At 46.0% G+C, this 14864-nt stretch carries 18 protein-coding genes; 7 read left to right on the top strand and 11 right to left on the bottom strand.

The window, feature by feature from the left end; genetic code table 11:
- Window positions 1-137: 137 nt before the first annotated feature.
- Window positions 138-1070, top strand: a complete 933-nt coding sequence (uspE, locus tag LSG34_RS01615) for a universal stress protein UspE (protein WP_233007077.1) — start codon at window positions 138-140, stop codon at window positions 1068-1070.
- A gap of 79 nt (window positions 1071-1149) precedes the next feature.
- Window positions 1150-2073, top strand: coding sequence for a tRNA 2-thiocytidine(32) synthetase TtcA (gene ttcA / locus LSG34_RS01610; RefSeq protein ID WP_233007076.1), 924 nt, complete (start codon window positions 1150-1152; stop codon window positions 2071-2073).
- Between the two features lie 30 nt (window positions 2074-2103).
- On the opposite strand, the gene LSG34_RS01605 is transcribed toward ttcA, so the two are convergent.
- The 3 genes from LSG34_RS01605 to LSG34_RS01595 are packed head-to-tail and all read right to left on the bottom strand — an operon-like array spanning window position 2104 to window position 4170.
- Window positions 2104-2655 (bottom strand): DTW domain-containing protein, encoded by a 552-nt coding sequence (locus tag LSG34_RS01605; RefSeq protein WP_233007075.1) that lies wholly within the window; start codon window positions 2653-2655, stop codon window positions 2104-2106.
- Between the two features lie 4 nt (window positions 2656-2659).
- Window positions 2660-3310: a DUF2987 domain-containing protein gene (locus LSG34_RS01600; RefSeq protein ID WP_233007074.1), complete on the bottom strand. Its 651-nt coding sequence runs from the start codon at window positions 3308-3310 to the stop codon at window positions 2660-2662.
- On the bottom strand, window positions 3310-4170 hold the full coding sequence (locus tag LSG34_RS01595; protein WP_233007073.1) for a glucosaminidase domain-containing protein: 861 nt from the start codon (window positions 4168-4170) through the stop codon (window positions 3310-3312). Before LSG34_RS01595 ends, LSG34_RS01600 begins: the two co-directional genes overlap by 1 nt.
- 226 nt (window positions 4171-4396) lie before the next feature.
- Between LSG34_RS01595 and LSG34_RS01590 the strand changes: the two genes are divergently transcribed.
- Entirely contained in the window at window positions 4397-5029 is a 633-nt protein-coding gene (locus LSG34_RS01590) for a hypothetical protein (protein ID WP_233007072.1), read from the top strand.
- A gap of 141 nt (window positions 5030-5170) precedes the next feature.
- Here LSG34_RS01590 and LSG34_RS01585 read toward each other — a convergent pair whose 3' ends face one another.
- Complete coding sequence (locus tag LSG34_RS01585) at window positions 5171-5584, bottom strand: lecithin retinol acyltransferase family protein (RefSeq protein WP_233007071.1); 414 nt, start codon at window positions 5582-5584, stop codon at window positions 5171-5173.
- 242 nt (window positions 5585-5826) lie between these two features.
- On the opposite strand from LSG34_RS01585, the gene LSG34_RS01580 reads away from it, so the two are divergent.
- Window positions 5827-7041: a pyridoxal phosphate-dependent aminotransferase gene (locus LSG34_RS01580; RefSeq protein ID WP_233007070.1), complete on the top strand. Its 1215-nt coding sequence runs from the start codon at window positions 5827-5829 to the stop codon at window positions 7039-7041.
- Window positions 7041-7697: a 5'-deoxynucleotidase gene (gene yfbR, locus LSG34_RS01575; RefSeq protein ID WP_233007069.1), complete on the top strand. Its 657-nt coding sequence runs from the start codon at window positions 7041-7043 to the stop codon at window positions 7695-7697. The genes LSG34_RS01580 and yfbR overlap by 1 nt, the downstream gene beginning before the upstream one ends.
- 64 nt (window positions 7698-7761) lie before the next feature.
- Here the strand turns inward: yfbR and LSG34_RS01570 are convergent, their stop codons facing one another.
- Entirely contained in the window at window positions 7762-8790 is a 1029-nt protein-coding gene (locus tag LSG34_RS01570; protein WP_233007068.1) for a cation diffusion facilitator family transporter, read from the bottom strand.
- A gap of 215 nt (window positions 8791-9005) precedes the next feature.
- Here LSG34_RS01570 and LSG34_RS01565 point away from each other — a divergent pair, with 215 nt between their 5' ends.
- Complete coding sequence (locus LSG34_RS01565) at window positions 9006-9683, top strand: transglycosylase SLT domain-containing protein (protein ID WP_233007067.1); 678 nt, start codon at window positions 9006-9008, stop codon at window positions 9681-9683.
- Window positions 9684-9692: 9 nt separating this feature from the next.
- Here LSG34_RS01565 and LSG34_RS01560 read toward each other — a convergent pair whose 3' ends face one another.
- The 5 genes from LSG34_RS01560 to thrS all read right to left on the bottom strand — a co-directional run bounded on the left by LSG34_RS01560 (window position 9693) and on the right by thrS (window position 13674).
- Entirely contained in the window at window positions 9693-10361 is a 669-nt protein-coding gene (locus LSG34_RS01560; RefSeq protein WP_233007066.1) for an EamA family transporter, read from the bottom strand.
- A 161-nt stretch (window positions 10362-10522) separates the two neighbouring features.
- Window positions 10523-10882 carry a 50S ribosomal protein L20 gene (rplT, locus tag LSG34_RS01555; RefSeq protein ID WP_008898705.1) on the bottom strand — a complete coding sequence of 120 codons (360 nt, stop codon included), beginning with the start codon at window positions 10880-10882 and terminating at the stop codon, window positions 10523-10525.
- Window positions 10883-10898: 16 nt separating this feature from the next.
- Window positions 10899-11096, bottom strand: coding sequence for a 50S ribosomal protein L35 (gene rpmI / locus LSG34_RS01550; RefSeq protein WP_040554869.1), 198 nt, complete (start codon window positions 11094-11096; stop codon window positions 10899-10901).
- Between the two features lie 97 nt (window positions 11097-11193).
- A complete protein-coding gene (gene infC / locus LSG34_RS01545; protein WP_086003567.1) occupies window positions 11194-11751 on the bottom strand; it encodes a translation initiation factor IF-3 in 558 nt (185 codons plus the stop codon).
- 12 nt (window positions 11752-11763) lie between these two features.
- Window positions 11764-13674, bottom strand: a complete 1911-nt coding sequence (thrS, locus tag LSG34_RS01540) for a threonine--tRNA ligase (RefSeq protein ID WP_233007065.1) — start codon at window positions 13672-13674, stop codon at window positions 11764-11766.
- 333 nt (window positions 13675-14007) lie between these two features.
- On the opposite strand from thrS, the gene LSG34_RS01535 reads away from it, so the two are divergent.
- Window positions 14008-14208, top strand: coding sequence for a CPXCG motif-containing cysteine-rich protein (locus tag LSG34_RS01535; protein ID WP_008898703.1), 201 nt, complete (start codon window positions 14008-14010; stop codon window positions 14206-14208).
- Window positions 14209-14230: 22 nt separating this feature from the next.
- Here LSG34_RS01535 and LSG34_RS01530 read toward each other — a convergent pair whose 3' ends face one another.
- On the bottom strand, window positions 14231-14854 hold the full coding sequence (locus tag LSG34_RS01530) for a riboflavin synthase subunit alpha (RefSeq protein ID WP_233007064.1): 624 nt from the start codon (window positions 14852-14854) through the stop codon (window positions 14231-14233).
- Between the last annotated feature and the right edge of the window lie 10 nt (window positions 14855-14864).

Below are 14864 nucleotides of genomic sequence, written 5' to 3'. Positions count from 1 at the left end.
TCGAAATACCCAAAGTACAGTTGCAACAGGGCAACAGCTACCAAGGGTTTTATTGATCCAGCACAAGGACTTATCAGCCTACCTTCGCTACCTTGGCTACACTTACAGGGTAAGCCTTAGCTTAGCAGGAGCATGATATGACCTTATATCCTAAAGTACTGGTAGTACTCGACCCTTCAGTGGCTGAACAAAAAGCCCTGAACCGTGCTGTTGAACTGGCCAAACTTCAAGACTGCCAACTGACGGCTTTTTTGTCCATTTACGACTTTTCCTATGAAATGACCACAATGTTATCTGGCGAAGAGCGGGAATCGATGCGCCAGGCTGTCATTAACGACCGTGAACTCTGGATCAGTGAACTGGTTGCAGACTACAGAGAGCAGGGGCTGAATATTGATATTCAGGTGGTCTGGCATAACAGGCCTTTCGAAGCCATAGTGCAGGCTGTGCTGGAAAAAGAATACAGCTTGGTGATCAAAGGCACTCATGATCACGACGTACTCAAGTCGATGATCTTTACCCCAACCGACTGGCATATATTGCGTAAATGTCCTTGTCCCGTGTTATTGGTGAAAGATCATGAATGGCCTGAACATGGCAATATAGTGGCTGCAGTCAATGCTGGCAGTGAGCAGACACATCACAGCTCGCTGAACCAGCGTATTATTCAGCAATCCAAACAACTGGCAGCGCTGCTGAATGGCAAAGTGCAGCTGGTTAATGCCTTCCCCGGCACCCCTGTCAATATCGCCATTGAAATTCCTGAATTTAACCCACAGGAATACAATCAGACCATGAAAACTCATCATGTAGAAGCCGTGCAAAAGCTGGCGCTGGAATTCGAACTGCCCGCAGTGCAAACTCATGTGCTCGAAGGTATGCCAGAAGATGTGATCCCCAAAATGGCGCAGCAACTGGACGCTGAAATGGTGGTGATAGGCACTATAGGCCGTACCGGTTTATCCGCTGCCATCATCGGCAACACAGCTGAGCATGTGATAGACAGACTCGACTGTGATGTTTTGGCGGTAAAACCTGCTGGTTTTATTTGCCCACTGGCAAAACATTAAATTCCACCAGCTCCAGAGCTATAAAGCGGGCGCGTAGTTGGTTATACTACGCGCCATTTTTCCGTAGGGTCGTTGTTTTATGTCACATGCAGCAGAAGCCAAAGCACAATATAACCTGAACAAATTACACAAACGCCTGCGTCGTGGCGTAGGTCAGGCGATTGCCGACTTTAATATGATTGAAGAAGGCGACAAGGTGATGGTGTGTTTGTCCGGTGGTAAGGACAGCTATACCCTGCTGGATATTCTGCTGAATTTACAACAATCTGCCCCTATTCAGTTTTCCATAGTGGCGGTAAATCTCGATCAGAAACAACCAGGTTTTCCAGCCGATGTTCTGCCCGGCTATTTAACCCGTATCGGCGTGGATTTTCAGATAGTGACTGAAGATACCTACTCTATTGTTAAAGACAAAATTCCTGAAGGCAAAACCACCTGCTCTTTATGCTCACGCCTGCGCCGGGGCATTTTATACCGCACAGCAAAGGAATTGGGCGCCACTAAAATTGCATTGGGCCATCACCGCGACGACATGATTGAAACCATGTTTTTAAATATGTTCTACGGCGGCAAGATGAAATCTATGCCGGCCAAGCTGATCAGCGACAATGGCGAACATATAGTGATCCGCCCTCTGGCTTATTGCCGTGAAAAAGACATTGAAAGGTATTCGGTTGCCCGCGAGTTCCCTATCATTCCTTGTAACTTATGTGGCTCGCAGGATGGTTTGCAGCGTCAGGTGGTGAAAGAAATGCTGCAGGACTGGGATAAACGTTTCCCAGGACGTATCGAAACCATGTTCCAGGCGATGCAGAATATTGTGCCCTCTCACATGATTGACAAAAATCTGTTTGATTTTGCCGGCATCAGTAAAGACAGCCCTTTAGCTGTTGAAGGCGATATGGCTTTTGATAAACCTGATGTGCCAAAAGTACCGGTTGGCTTATTACAGGATGAAGAAGAACCGGCTGCGACAGCGGTCCAGTTTGTTGAACTGACCTAGGAGCTGGGCTTACCCGCCCGTCGCTAATAATCAGCGCTTATTAAATTCATCAAAGAGCAGCATCAGCTGCTCTTTTTCATTTATAAATCCTGTTTGCTGCAGCAGTTCCATCACCACTTCTGCTGTGCACAAGGCACCTGCTTTTTGATTACGTCTTAGTTTGTATAAGGATGGCGCGTCAGGTTTGAGCGCAAGGCGGTAACAAGACTGCAAATAAGGGCTTTGTCTGAGCATTTTGGCCGCTTCCTGCCAGGTTGCATCCAACAAAACCCAGTGCTTGATAGATCCATTCTGACGAGTAGGCAGCTCTGTAAAAGCAGCGGGATTTTGAGCCTGATACTGGCCTTGCTGCAGCAGATAACAGGCTTGAGCTGTATCCGCTTGCAAGGGATACACTAAGCCCAGCTGCTGCCTCTCAGATAAATCTAACAGCCTTTGATCAGCTGCTTTGCGCTGCCATTCAATCACCTCAACCTTGATCTTTAGTGAAGCTGAGAGCGCCTGCACCACTAAAGCGCCGGTGTTGGTGCTTTTCTGTAACTCCCTGCTGTGGGTCAGCAGATAAAGCACCAACTCCGTCATCGAATTAAGGCTGCAACAACAAAGGTGTAGCGTGATCCGGCACTTTAGAAAACTGTACTGTTGCAGTATCCGCTAAAGATTCAGGTAAAAACAGTCGGCAACGGTTTTGTTCACACAACAATTGCTGACTCAAAGCAGCATCAGAGCTTTGCGCCACTACTTCTGAGGCAAAATGCACTGTTAAACCAGAAACATCAGGTAACCAGTATTTGCCCCATCCTGCCAATGAATCCAATAGCTCATCAAACTGGCCTTGTAATTTACGCAGCTGAGCCACAGTGGCTTGTTGCGGCACAGGCATCTTGCTACGTAGCTTAAAGTTTAAATCACAGGCTGCTGCCCCTTCAGGCTGTTTTAGAACTATCAGCGCTTTTTGTACATTCAGCATCTCGTCAAAAGGCAACATCAGCTCGCCATTGCCCGCAATGGTCAAAGGAGCTTCAGAAATATCCGTGGTGATTAACGCCCTATCAACAGTACAGACTTCACTGGTGCCGGCTTTTTGCAGTATAAAGGCCAGTGTAATATCGCTGAACTCGACCTTTTCACTCTTTTTCATCCGGGAGTAAAAGCCATCGTAATTAAATACGGTATCAGCCAGAGCTGAACCACTAAAAGCAACCAGCAGGCTGGCCAGAACATAAGGTTTCATCATTAGCTGTCTATATGTTTTGTATTGGCTTTAAGCATGGTGTGGATTTCTTTGACGTAATCCAGTCCACGCTCAGAATACCGGCTCAACCCTGTCACCAGATGATGCCCGGCTACTTCGCCTTCAGCGCGGCGTTTTGCTCTGAGTTGACGTAAATCTTCATACACATAAAAAGTGTTGAGGTTATAAAAGTAACTATTGATAGCAGCAGCCACATGAGGAAATACTGCGACTTCATGGTATTTTCCTGCGCTGCGTTTTTGTGGCACTACACCACAACCGGCTTTAAAGCACCACTGCCCAAAGAAATTATAGGCTTCCAAAGCAAAACGACTGCTACCCCAGCCTGATTCTTTTGCTGCCTGGATCAAGACTAAATCAGCAGGTATGGCATCGACACGGCTTAACAGCAAACGAAAGCCTTCCGCATCAACGTCCGGGTAATCTAATTTGAACTCGTCGTACAAGCTATAAATAAAGGCATACTCTTCCACCGTCAGTTCTTGTTGTTGCAGCTTCTGCTGGACTTCAATGATCTGCTGACGAATATGCAATAATCTGGCGTTTTCGCGTTCAATAAAAGGCAATAAATAGTCAAAAAATGCCTTTTTCTTTTCTACCACATCTTTGTATTGTTCAAAGTCAGGGACAGGCAACAACTCTGGCATAGCGACAGGATAAGCCAGTCGTTTTAATAACTTACGTTGATCAGCTGCATCCAGAGCTTCCAGCTTTGATGGCATTTGCCAATCCGCTAATGAAGCAATGTCTTCAACAGGAGCTGGTTTTAGAAATGGGTAAGCTGCAGCACAAAGTACTAGTGCCCATAACAATAACCAAAAGCTCAATTCTGTTTTTTTCATGCGATACCCTGATTTCGCCTTTTATCCGATCCCGCCACTACTATTGATGCCAGCGAGACCACAATGGCGCGTATTCTAACCAGATCTGGTGGTAGTTTCGACCACAAATTGGCCGGAATAATTAGACACCTTTCCGATGAATTAGATAAGTATATGTTTTTAAAAGAAAAGCATAATGGCAAGAAAACTGCATACTCTGCTATAACAATGAAAAAAGGAGAATAACATGCGTCAACTTAGTTTAATTTCTGCTCTGGTTATGGCTTTATCTGCAACAACTGTAATGGCGGATGACGTCAAAGTGCTGGAAAAAACCATCGATGCTAAAAGTTTCAGCAAACTGGTGCTGGACGTTCCGGTCGGTGAAATTAATGTCAAAGTATCGAAAGGTACTGACATCAGCTTAGTGGTTGAGCTCGAACCAGACGAAGACTGGCTTGGCCGCAGTAGTGATTTGTCCGATGCAGAAATCAGCATACGTGATGATGGCTCAACCTTAAAACTGAAAGTCGATTTGGAAGATGACGATGACGTAGAACAAAACTGGACTGTGACTATGCCAGCCGATATGGCGGTCTCGTTAAACTTAGGTGTAGGCTCAGTTGAAATTGACGATCTGACTTCGGATATCAATGTCGATTTAGGCGTAGGTGAAGTAGATATTGACGTTGATACCAGCTTGTTCGACTCCATTAAACTGGACGCTGGTGTAGGTGACACCTCGATAAAAGGTGGCAAAGGACGCTATGAACGTGATCAGGTGTTGGTCACCAGTTCAAGCCAGCTGCATGGCGAAGGTAAAAAAGAACTGGAAGCTAATGTAGGTGTGGGTGATATTGAAGTGCGCGATAACCAGTAACTATCACTAAAACGACCTTTAAGGCGCTTTATCTACCCTAAGTAATTGGAGTTACAGCAAGGCGGCAAGTGACAGAGACCCCAGGAGCATAGTTGTTCCTATGTGACTGGGGCGAGGAACGCTGCCAACACAGCTGCGGCTTCAAGTAAGACGGGTATGGATCCAATTCGGTGTAAAGCGCCAGTATGATTTTAAAGCCTCTTTTAAATCAAAAAAGCTGGTTAACGGCAAGGAATCACCACTGATACAACTGTAAGTAAAACGGTGGCAGTTGTTCCTTAGTAAGTCGTAATCCTGATAGCTGTAAATCTTTTCTATAGCCCTGTTTGCCGCAATCTCTGAACCTATAATCTCACCTGCTGGTGTAGTGGCGAAAATTAATTCAGCACCGGATCGATCTGCCAGGAAACGGTTGAAGGATAAAGAACGTACCAGGCCAGAGCCTGCCAGCTCCACTATTTGTCCGTCCCCTATATAAATACCAGTGTGCTCAAAAAACTGAAAAATCTCGCAGCCCACCACGGCGCCCACAGGGATAGTACGCAGACTTGTCATAAAGCTCCTGATTTTCCCGCTTTTTTTTGCAATCATACTTGCAAAAGACGTCTAGGCGTGTAAAAAGGTGTAAGCAAAGATATTTATAACTAATTGACCCTAAGTAATTGGAGTTGCAGCGCGGCGACAAGTGATTGAGACCCCAGGAGCATAGTTGTCCTATGTGACTGGGGCGAAGAGCGTAGTCAACAAAGCTGCGGCTTCAAGTACGACGGGGCAAACGGAGTATATAGGATAGCGGTATGAAGCCAATTGAGCGCTCGACAAAATTAGATGGGGTTTGTTATGACATTCGGGGTCCGGTGGCACGTGAAGCCAAGCGGATGGAAGAAGAAGGTCAGCGTATTTTAAAGCTCAATATTGGTAATCCCGCGCCTTTTGGTTTTGAAGCGCCGGATGAAATTTTAAAACACGTGATCCATAACCTGCCTACAGCACAGGGCTACAGCGACTCACAGGGCATCTATCCTGCGCGGGTTGCAGTGGCACAGTATTATCAGCAACGTGGTATTTTAGGTGCAGATGCGGATGACGTGTATATCGGCAATGGCGTATCCGAACTTATTCTGATGTCGTTGCAGGCGCTTTTAAATAATGGCGACGAGGTATTGATCCCCTCCCCTGATTACCCGCTCTGGACTGCTGCGGTGAACCTGGCTGGCGGCAACGCTGTGCATTACCGCTGTGATGAGCAATCAGACTGGTTTCCTGATTTAGCCGATATTCGCGCCAAAATCACTAAAAAAACTAAAGCTCTGGTGCTGATTAACCCAAATAATCCGACGGGCGCTGTCTACTCCAAAGCGGTTTTATTAGATCTGTTAGCCATTGCCCGCGAGCATAAGCTGGTGGTGTTAAGCGACGAGATTTACGACAAAATTTTGTATGACGGCGCAGAACATGTCACTACAGCTTCGTTAACCGACGACTTATTTATGCTGACCTTTGGTGGTTTATCGAAAAACTACCGTATTGCAGGTTTTCGCGTCGGCTGGATTTTATTGTCCGGCGCTAAACATCTGGCAAAAAACTATGTCGAAGGTTTGAATATTCTGGCCTCTATGCGCCTTTGTGCCAATGTGCCTTGTCAGCATGCAGTACAAACTGCCTTAGGTGGCTATCAGAGTATTAACGAGCTGATCATACCTGGTGGTCGTTTGTACGACCAGATGGACTTAGCCCACAAACTGGTCACCAGTATTGACGGTATCAGCTGTGTGCGACCTAAAGGTGCTATGTACTTATTCCCTAAACTGGACCGTAAAAAATTCAAAATCAAAGACGATGAGCTATTGGTGCTGGATTTCTTGCGTCAACATAAAGTGCTGCTGGTACATGGCCGGGCTTTTAACTGGCCTGAGCCAGATCATTTCCGTATTGTGTTTTTACCCCATAAAGAACAACTGGAAATGGCCATTGGTCGCTTAGCGCAGTTTTTACCAGGGTACCAGCAATAATGGACACCGAACACAACACTGGAAGCGTAAAGGCTGAGCAAGAAAACGCATCTCAAGAGCCAAGCCATTTTTTCGCTCATCTGTTTCGGATGAAGTTGATTAACAGATGGCCGCTGATGCGTAACGTCAATACCGAAAATGTTGCAGAGCACAGCCATCAGGTGGCTGTGGTTGCTCATATGCTGGCGCTGATTCGCCGCGAAATCTTTGCAGGTGAAGTACAACCTGAACGTGTGGCAACACTGGCGTTATTTCATGACGCCAGTGAAGTGCTGACCGGCGATTTACCTACACCAGTGAAGTACTTTAATGCGCAAATTGCGCAGGAATACAAGAAGATAGAACGTATTGCTGAGCAGAAACTACTGTCGATGTTACCAGAAAAATTACAGCCTTTTTATCAGTCTTTGCTGCTGTCAGAGCAGTATTCACCGGATGAAAAATTGCTGGTTAAGGCTGCGGATACAGTCTGTGCTTATGTCAAAACTCTGGAAGAACTCTCTGCAGGCAATCACGAGTTTGTGCTGGCGAAAAAACGTCTGGAGGCTGTGCTTGAAGGCTATGCTCTGCCGGAAGTGAACTACTTCCTGCAGATTTTTATCCCAAGTTTTTCACTGTCTTTGGATGAAATAAGCCTACAGGATGGCCAATTGTAATCATCAATCTGATACAGATCGAAATCATAAGGGCGCTATGTATCAGCGCCCTTTTCAATTCAGGTTAATGCTGGTCCCGGCACAGTTCCTGATTAAACTCAAACTCTATGGTGGTATGTTCCAGCTGATAAGGCTGCAGTAACTGCCGTATTTGCTCTTTATGGGTTTTTAATTGCTCCGGGGCCGTCTCCGCCTTTAACACCAAATGCGCCGTTAACACATGTTTTTCGCCGTCCAGCGACCACAAATGCAAGTGATGCACATCCTGCACAAAACTCAGGTCTTGCAACTGGTGTTCTATTTTTGCGGCCAATTTGGGATCCGGGCTGACCTGTAAAAACAACGCCAGAGTACGGCGTAAATTACGCCAGACATTAATCAGAATAAAGCAGGTAAAACCAATGCTTAACAGCGGGTCTAACCAGGCCCAATCGGTAAAATAAATCAGGACGGAACCGACCAGCACAGCAACCCAACCTAAAACATCCTCCAATAAATGCCAGGTCAGAATTTTTTCATTTTGAGTTTTGCCACCCCGCAGCTTAAAGACAGCGGCACCATTGACCAGTACACCTAAAACAGCAAGTCCCATCATGCCTAACGCATGAGGTAATTGTGGCTCCCACAAGCGAGGTATGGCTTCGTATAAAATCCAGCAGGACCCCAGCACTAAAATCACGCTATTAATCAAAGCGCTCAATAAAGACCAGCGTCTGTAACCATAACTGTATCGAGGCGTCGCTTCTTTGCCTGCCACTTTAGCGGCAAACCAGGCAAAAGCTATGGCCAGCGTATCGCCTAAATCGTGCATAGCGTCCGCCATAATAGCTACGCTATTGGTTAACCAGCCGCCGATAAATTCGATAATGGTAAAACTAAAGTTCAGCCAGAAGGCTGTGGCTATATTGCCCGATTCAGAGCCATGATGATGGTGGTGATGACCGAAAAGCCCATGGGAATGGGAGTGTTCGTCGTCATGGCTATGTTCAGATCCATGTTTATGCTCATGCTCTGCAGCATGATCGTGATTACAGCCAGCATTATGCTGATGAGTTTTGTCGTCTGGGTTTGGTTTTGGATGGTCGTGTGGCATGGTACACCTGAAAAAATGCCGTGATAGCAATACCATATCTGGTTTTGTCTGGCTCTGCCAGAGCGCAAAACCACCTTATGCTGAGAATTTAAGCTATTGCCCCATTCAGGCCGAAAAAAGCTTGAGCCAGCTCTGACAAAGCACTAGTCTGAAACTGAAGTTTGGCTGAATGATGCCGATACAAACCTATTCACCTGGAAGAACAAAAACAACAAATGCCATTTCATCTTACTGTCCTTATACTCACAGCTCTTTGGGCTTTATCTGCAACTTCAGTCGTTGCAGGTAGCCTGAGTCATAACAAAAGCACAGATTACGCCGCCTGGTCGGAAAAAAACCTCGATGGCAGTTGGACCCGAATGACGGAGCAGGCTGTGGAAAAATCGCCACTGGTAAAGCTGGTACCCGCCGATGTACAAAGCTTTTGTCCACTCTACGCCAGTTTGCCGCAACAACAGCGCAGCAAGTTCTGGGTAGCTTTGTTTTCCGCTATGGCCAAACCTGAAAGTAATTTTAAGCCCCAGTCTTTTTATCAGGAAAAATTTAAAGATGCCCAAGGTCGTCGGGTCATAAGCCGTGGTTTGCTGCAAATCTCCCACGAAAGCGCCAATCAGCCTCGTTACGCCTGCGATATTAAACAGCCACACTCTCTGCACGACCCCAAAGTAAACTTAAGTTGTGGCGTGAAAATAATGAGTAAGTGGGTTCAAACTGATGGTGTGATCAGCCAGCAACGCTGGAGTAAAGATCCCAAAGGTGGCGCCCGTTATTGGTCTACGTTGCGCCCACAACGCGGTAAAGTACAATCTATCGCCAACTTCACTCGCCAATTGCCCTTTTGTGATCCTTATGCCGGCAGATCAACCAAAGCCAAATTAACGGTAGCGATTTAAGTTCTGCCATTACCGCTGACGAGCAGTCAAGGTTACCAGAGCAATACCGCCTAAAATCGCTATTGAAGCCAAAATCAGACGTACACTGAAAGGCTCAGCCAAAAACAGCACAGCCCCCACAGCGGCGACCAGAGGCACAGTGCGTATAAAATTACCTGCAGTGACTTTAATCGGGTCGCCACCGCCTTTCCCCCGCAATGAATAAACTCCCCAAGCCACGCCGGAAAGCATCATCAACAAACCAGCCCCCACAGGAGGTGCAGATAATCCCGGCAATAACAAACCAATCAAACCAGCGCAGGCAAAGATAAAACCCAGACTCTGTAACAAAGTAAAACGTTCGCCCCGACAGAAACCATAAGCAATCATACTGGCTTGTACTGCGCCAAATAATAGTAAGGCTCCTGCTGCTGTATTTAAGCTGACATAAGAGACAGAAAATGCGATTGCATAAACAAATAAAGCCAAAGCTGACCACCAACTGCCCTGACCGGCGCGACTGTCCGCTTTGATGGATATCAGCAGCCAAAGTACTAAAGCGCCTGACATCAGCCGTATCGCAGTAAAACTAACAGGATCAATAGAGGTTTGGATCAAAGCCGCCCGGCACAGCAGCGAGTTACCAGCAAAAGCTAATAAGGCCAGAAGGGTAAAAATGAAAACTCGAACAGCAGACATAGCTAATTTTCATCTCTGAATACAATGTTTGCCAGCATAACATTGTAAAAACAGAGAGTTAAATTAGAGAAGGAGGAAAAGATAAATCAAATACAGTCAGAAGCATAAATTGCAGGTATAAAAAAGCCACCCGAAGGTGGCCTTTTACTCTGCTCAAAGAATTAAGCAGTTAAAGCTTCTTTTGCCTTAGCGACTAAAGCAGCAAATGCGCCTTTGTCGTATACAGCGATATCAGCCAGGATCTTACGGTCGATTTCAACAGATGCTCTTTTCAGACCATCGATGAAGCGGCTGTAAGATAAACCGTTCTGACGAGATGCAGCGTTGATACGCGCGATCCACAGTTGACGGAATTGACGTTTACGTTGACGACGGTCGCGGTAAGCGTATTGGCCAGCTTTAATAACTGCCTGGAAAGCGACACGATAAACACGACTGCGGGCACCGTAGTAACCTTTAGCCTGGTTTAAGACCTTCTTGTGACGAGCGCGAGCTGTCACACCACGTTTTACTCTTGGCATTTAAAATCTCCTAATATTATGCGTATGGCAGACAACGAGCGATACCAGCCACGTCAACTTTTGCAACTAACGTTTTTGGACCTAACTGACGCTTACGCTTAGAAGACTTCTTCGTCAAAATGTGGCGAAGATGTGATTGCTTACGTTTAAAACCGCCTGAGCCGGTTTTTTTAAAGCGCTTTGCAGCACCTTTGTTGGTTTTCATCTTTGGCATAGTTAAATAACTCGCATTGTTTAAATTACAACGAATAATAAGGCGATAAAAAACGCCGCTTTATTCAAGCGGCGTATCTTATGCTTGAAAGCTCTTATTACTTCTTATTTGGGGCCAGCATCATGACCATCTGGCGACCCTCAACGCGGCTTGGGAAAGATTCACAGATAGCGATATCTGTCATATCTTCTTTAATCCGGTTAAGCATCTCAATGCCGATGTCCAAATGCGCCATTTCACGACCACGGTAGCGGAGCGTTACTTTAGCTTTGTCACCCTCTTCAATGAAGCGACGCAGGTTGCGTAGTTTTACCTGGTAATCGCCTTCATCAGTTCCAGGCCGGAATTTTATTTCCTTAATCTGGATCTGTTTTTGCTTTTTCTTCTGCTCTTTAGCAGCTTTGCCTTTCTCAAACAGGAACTTACCATAGTCCATCAACTTACAAACAGGTGGTTCAGCGGTTGGGCTAATCTCTACCAAGTCAGCGCCTGCTTCTTCTGCTAAACGAATAGCTTCTGAAGTGATTACTACACCTAATTGCTCACCTTCCAGACCTAACAAGCGTACTTCTTTAACGTTGATTTCTTCGTTAATACGGTTTGGTCTGTTCGCCGGTAAAGTTTTCTTTCCTACTTTAATAGTATGTTCCTCCAAGAGTGAAAATAATTAGACCCGGTTTTTAATTTCAGTGGTCAACTTAGTTACAAAGTCGCTTACACTCATTTTTCCGAGGTCTTCGCCCTTCCGTGTTCTTAACGCGATATCACCGGCTTCAACTTCTTTGTCACCGACTACCACTAAATAAGGAACACGCTGTAGCGTGTGCTCGCGGATTTTAAAGCCTATCTTCTCATTTCTCAAGTCAGAAATTGCTCTAATACCATGAGATTTGAAAGTTTTTACTAAATCCTGCACATATTCGGCCTGATTATCGGTAATATTCATCACCACAACCTGAGTTGGGGCTAACCAGGCTGGGAAAAAGCCTGCATATTCTTCAATCAGAATTCCGATAAAACGCTCCAGCGAGCCCAAAATCGCACGGTGGATCATCACTGGTACTTGTCTGTCGTTGCCTTCAGCAACAAAACTTGCACCTAAACGACCCGGTAAAGCGAAATCGAGCTGCACTGTACCACATTGCCAGGCGCGGCCTAAGCAATCGTGTAAAGTAAATTCAATTTTAGGGCCATAAAACGCACCTTCACCAGGTTGCAGGTCATAGGCGATGCCATTGGCATCCAAAGCTTCTGCTAAACCCTGCTCAGCACGGTGCCACATTTCGTCTGTACCAATGCGTTTTTCCGGACGAGTGGATAATTTCACCTGTACGTCTTTAAAACCAAAAGTGCTGTAGACGTCAAATACCATTTTGATACAAGCCGATACTTCTGCCTGCACCTGATCTTCAGTACAGAAGATATGAGCGTCATCCTGAGTAAAACCACGCACCCGCATCAGGCCGTGTAAACCACCTGATGGCTCGTTACGGTGACAGCAACCAAACTCAGCCATACGCAGCGGTAAATCGCGGTACGATTTTAAGCCCTGGTTAAAAATCTGCACATGGCCAGGACAGTTCATAGGCTTGATGGCGTAATCACGGTTTTCAGAACTGGTGACAAACATATTGTCTGAGTACTTTTCCCAGTGACCTGAACGTTCCCACAGCACTTTGTCCATCATAAATGGACCTTTGACTTCCTGGTAATCGTATTCGCCCAACTTTTCACGGACAAAAGTTTCCAGCTCGCGGAAAATAGTCCAGCCATCGTTGTGCCAGAACACCATGCCTGGTGCTTCTTCCTGCCAGTGGAATAAACCTAAAGCTTTACCAATTTTACGGTGGTCACGCTTTTCCGCTTCTTCCAGTTGCAGTAAATAAGCCGCTAGTTGCTTTTTATCTGCCCATGCTGTGCCGTATATACGTTGCAGCATTTTGTTTTTGGCATCACCACGCCAGTACGCGCCTGCTACTTTCATCACTTTAAAGTGCTGGCAGAAACGCATATTTGGCACGTGTGGGCCACGGCACATGTCGATGTATTCTTCGTGATGGTATAAACCCGGCTGATCGTCTTTGGCGACGTTCTGATCGAGGATTTCCATTTTGTAGCTTTCGCCACGCGCAGCGAAGGTGTCATAAGCCTGTTGCCAGCTTACTTTTTTCTTCACTACGTCATATTCGGTTTTGGCCAGTTGCAGCATGCGCTCTTCAAGTTGCGCTAAATCATCGCTGCTGATTGGACGGTCTAAATCAACGTCGTAATAAAAGCCGTTGTCGATGACAGGACCAATCGCCATTTTGGTATTGGGCCATAACTGCTTAATCGCATGACCTAATAAGTGAGCACAGGAGTGGCGGATAATTTCCAGGCCTTCCTGATCTTTGGCAGTCACAATGCTTAAGGAAGCGTCTTCAGTGATCAGCTCACAAGCGTCTACCAACTGGCCATTGATTTTGCCGGCAATGGTGGCTTTCGCTAAACCAGGACCTATGTCTTTGGCAACGTCTAATACAGATAAAGGGGCGTCAAATGAACGCTGACTACCGTCAGGTAAAGTAATAACTGGCATGATAAGTCCTCACAGTGGTGGCCCATACCAAGGGTCACGTGTTGATTCAATTAAATTTAAGGGCATGTTTTTTGCGGTTCAACCTTACGAGCGGTAGAACAAAGCAGTACAACACGTAGTTGTCTCTGCTTTTAACAAAAAGCGGCTGCATCATAACCGATACGGCGCTTTATCGGCAACAACCAAGCCAATAGCAGTATAAAGCAGGCTATTTTTTCGCCTGATGTTGCTTTAACGCCTACACTAAAACTTATAGGAGCTCAATAACGGAAGGACCCACGGATATTCAGTCGCCAGCGCTTGCTGCAACAGGCATTGGCAAACGGAGGATCTATGGACTTACTGCATAAAACCATTCTTTGCCCTTTCTGTGGCCATCCCACTCATATCACCCTGGATATCAGTGGCGAAGATCAGGACGATATTGAAGATTGCAGCAACTGCTGCAACCCTATTCATGTGCAGACTCATAAAGATGAGTTGCATAATAAAGTGCAGGTGTTTATCGACGCTGAAGATGAACAGTATTATTAGCGGGATGGGATAAACCCATCCCCTATAAAGACTTTGCTGCAAGAACCCGTTCTACCGTATCCACTATGGTGACTGTTTGCTGATCCAGTTCGATATTTACCCTGTCACCCACTTTGCGTTGGCCCAAGGTGGTCACGTCCAGGGTTTCAGGTATTAAATGCAGGCTAAAGCTGTTTGCTGTCACTTCACCCACTGTCAGGCTAATGCCATCAATGCTGATAAAACCTTTGCTGAGCACATAAGGTTTGAACTCTGACTTTAGCTCTATATCCACCCGCCAATTCGCACCAGTTTGGCTGACAGCTAAAATAGTCGCAGTACCATGCACATGACCTGACACTAAATGCCCACCAATTTCACGGCCAAAAGTTAAAGAGCGCTCAAAATTTACCAATGACCCTGTGCTTAAAGCACCTAAGTTGGTTTTAGCTAAGGTTTCGTCAATCACATCAAAACTAACCCAGCCTAAAGGTTCAATCAGACTGAATTCGGTAGTCGTTAAACAAGTGCCATTAATAGAAACGCTGGCGCCCCGCTCCAGGTTTTGCAGCAACTGCACAGGTACTTCAAGAGTTAAGCGACGAAACTGTTGCTGGTCGCTGATTTCACTGACTTTAACTTTTGCCTGCACTATTCCTGTAAACATAAAACCTCTG

Origin of the sequence: Rheinheimera faecalis (genome assembly GCF_021290965.1) — a bacterium.
Taxonomy (GTDB): domain Bacteria; phylum Pseudomonadota; class Gammaproteobacteria; order Enterobacterales; family Alteromonadaceae; genus Pararheinheimera; species Pararheinheimera faecalis.
This window is presented reverse-complemented; position numbering and strand designations above follow the sequence as displayed.

What these genes read in the sequence shown, in the direction of transcription:
- LSG34_RS01600 (WP_233007074.1), bottom strand. Translation starts at nt 3,310, where the DNA reads ATGATGAAACCTTATGTTCTGGCCAGCCTGCTGGTTGCTTTTAGTGGT.
- yfbR (WP_233007069.1), top strand. Translation starts at nt 7,041, where the DNA reads ATGGACACCGAACACAACACTGGAAGCGTAAAGGCTGAGCAAGAAAAC.
- LSG34_RS01590 (WP_233007072.1), top strand. Translation starts at nt 4,397, where the DNA reads ATGCGTCAACTTAGTTTAATTTCTGCTCTGGTTATGGCTTTATCTGCA.
- ttcA (WP_233007076.1), top strand. Translation starts at nt 1,150, where the DNA reads ATGTCACATGCAGCAGAAGCCAAAGCACAATATAACCTGAACAAATTA.
- LSG34_RS01585 (WP_233007071.1), bottom strand. Translation starts at nt 5,584, where the DNA reads ATGACAAGTCTGCGTACTATCCCTGTGGGCGCCGTGGTGGGCTGCGAG.
- LSG34_RS01560 (WP_233007066.1), bottom strand. Translation starts at nt 10,361, where the DNA reads ATGTCTGCTGTTCGAGTTTTCATTTTTACCCTTCTGGCCTTATTAGCT.
- LSG34_RS01535 (WP_008898703.1), top strand. Translation starts at nt 14,008, where the DNA reads ATGGACTTACTGCATAAAACCATTCTTTGCCCTTTCTGTGGCCATCCC.
- LSG34_RS01580 (WP_233007070.1), top strand. Translation starts at nt 5,827, where the DNA reads ATGAAGCCAATTGAGCGCTCGACAAAATTAGATGGGGTTTGTTATGAC.
- rpmI (WP_040554869.1), bottom strand. Translation starts at nt 11,096, where the DNA reads ATGCCAAAGATGAAAACCAACAAAGGTGCTGCAAAGCGCTTTAAAAAA.
- LSG34_RS01570 (WP_233007068.1), bottom strand. Translation starts at nt 8,790, where the DNA reads ATGCCACACGACCATCCAAAACCAAACCCAGACGACAAAACTCATCAG.
- rplT (WP_008898705.1), bottom strand. Translation starts at nt 10,882, where the DNA reads ATGCCAAGAGTAAAACGTGGTGTGACAGCTCGCGCTCGTCACAAGAAG.
- LSG34_RS01605 (WP_233007075.1), bottom strand. Translation starts at nt 2,655, where the DNA reads ATGACGGAGTTGGTGCTTTATCTGCTGACCCACAGCAGGGAGTTACAG.
- uspE (WP_233007077.1), top strand. Translation starts at nt 138, where the DNA reads ATGACCTTATATCCTAAAGTACTGGTAGTACTCGACCCTTCAGTGGCT.
- LSG34_RS01595 (WP_233007073.1), bottom strand. Translation starts at nt 4,170, where the DNA reads ATGAAAAAAACAGAATTGAGCTTTTGGTTATTGTTATGGGCACTAGTA.
- thrS (WP_233007065.1), bottom strand. Translation starts at nt 13,674, where the DNA reads ATGCCAGTTATTACTTTACCTGACGGTAGTCAGCGTTCATTTGACGCC.
- LSG34_RS01565 (WP_233007067.1), top strand. Translation starts at nt 9,006, where the DNA reads ATGCCATTTCATCTTACTGTCCTTATACTCACAGCTCTTTGGGCTTTA.
- LSG34_RS01530 (WP_233007064.1), bottom strand. Translation starts at nt 14,854, where the DNA reads ATGTTTACAGGAATAGTGCAGGCAAAAGTTAAAGTCAGTGAAATCAGC.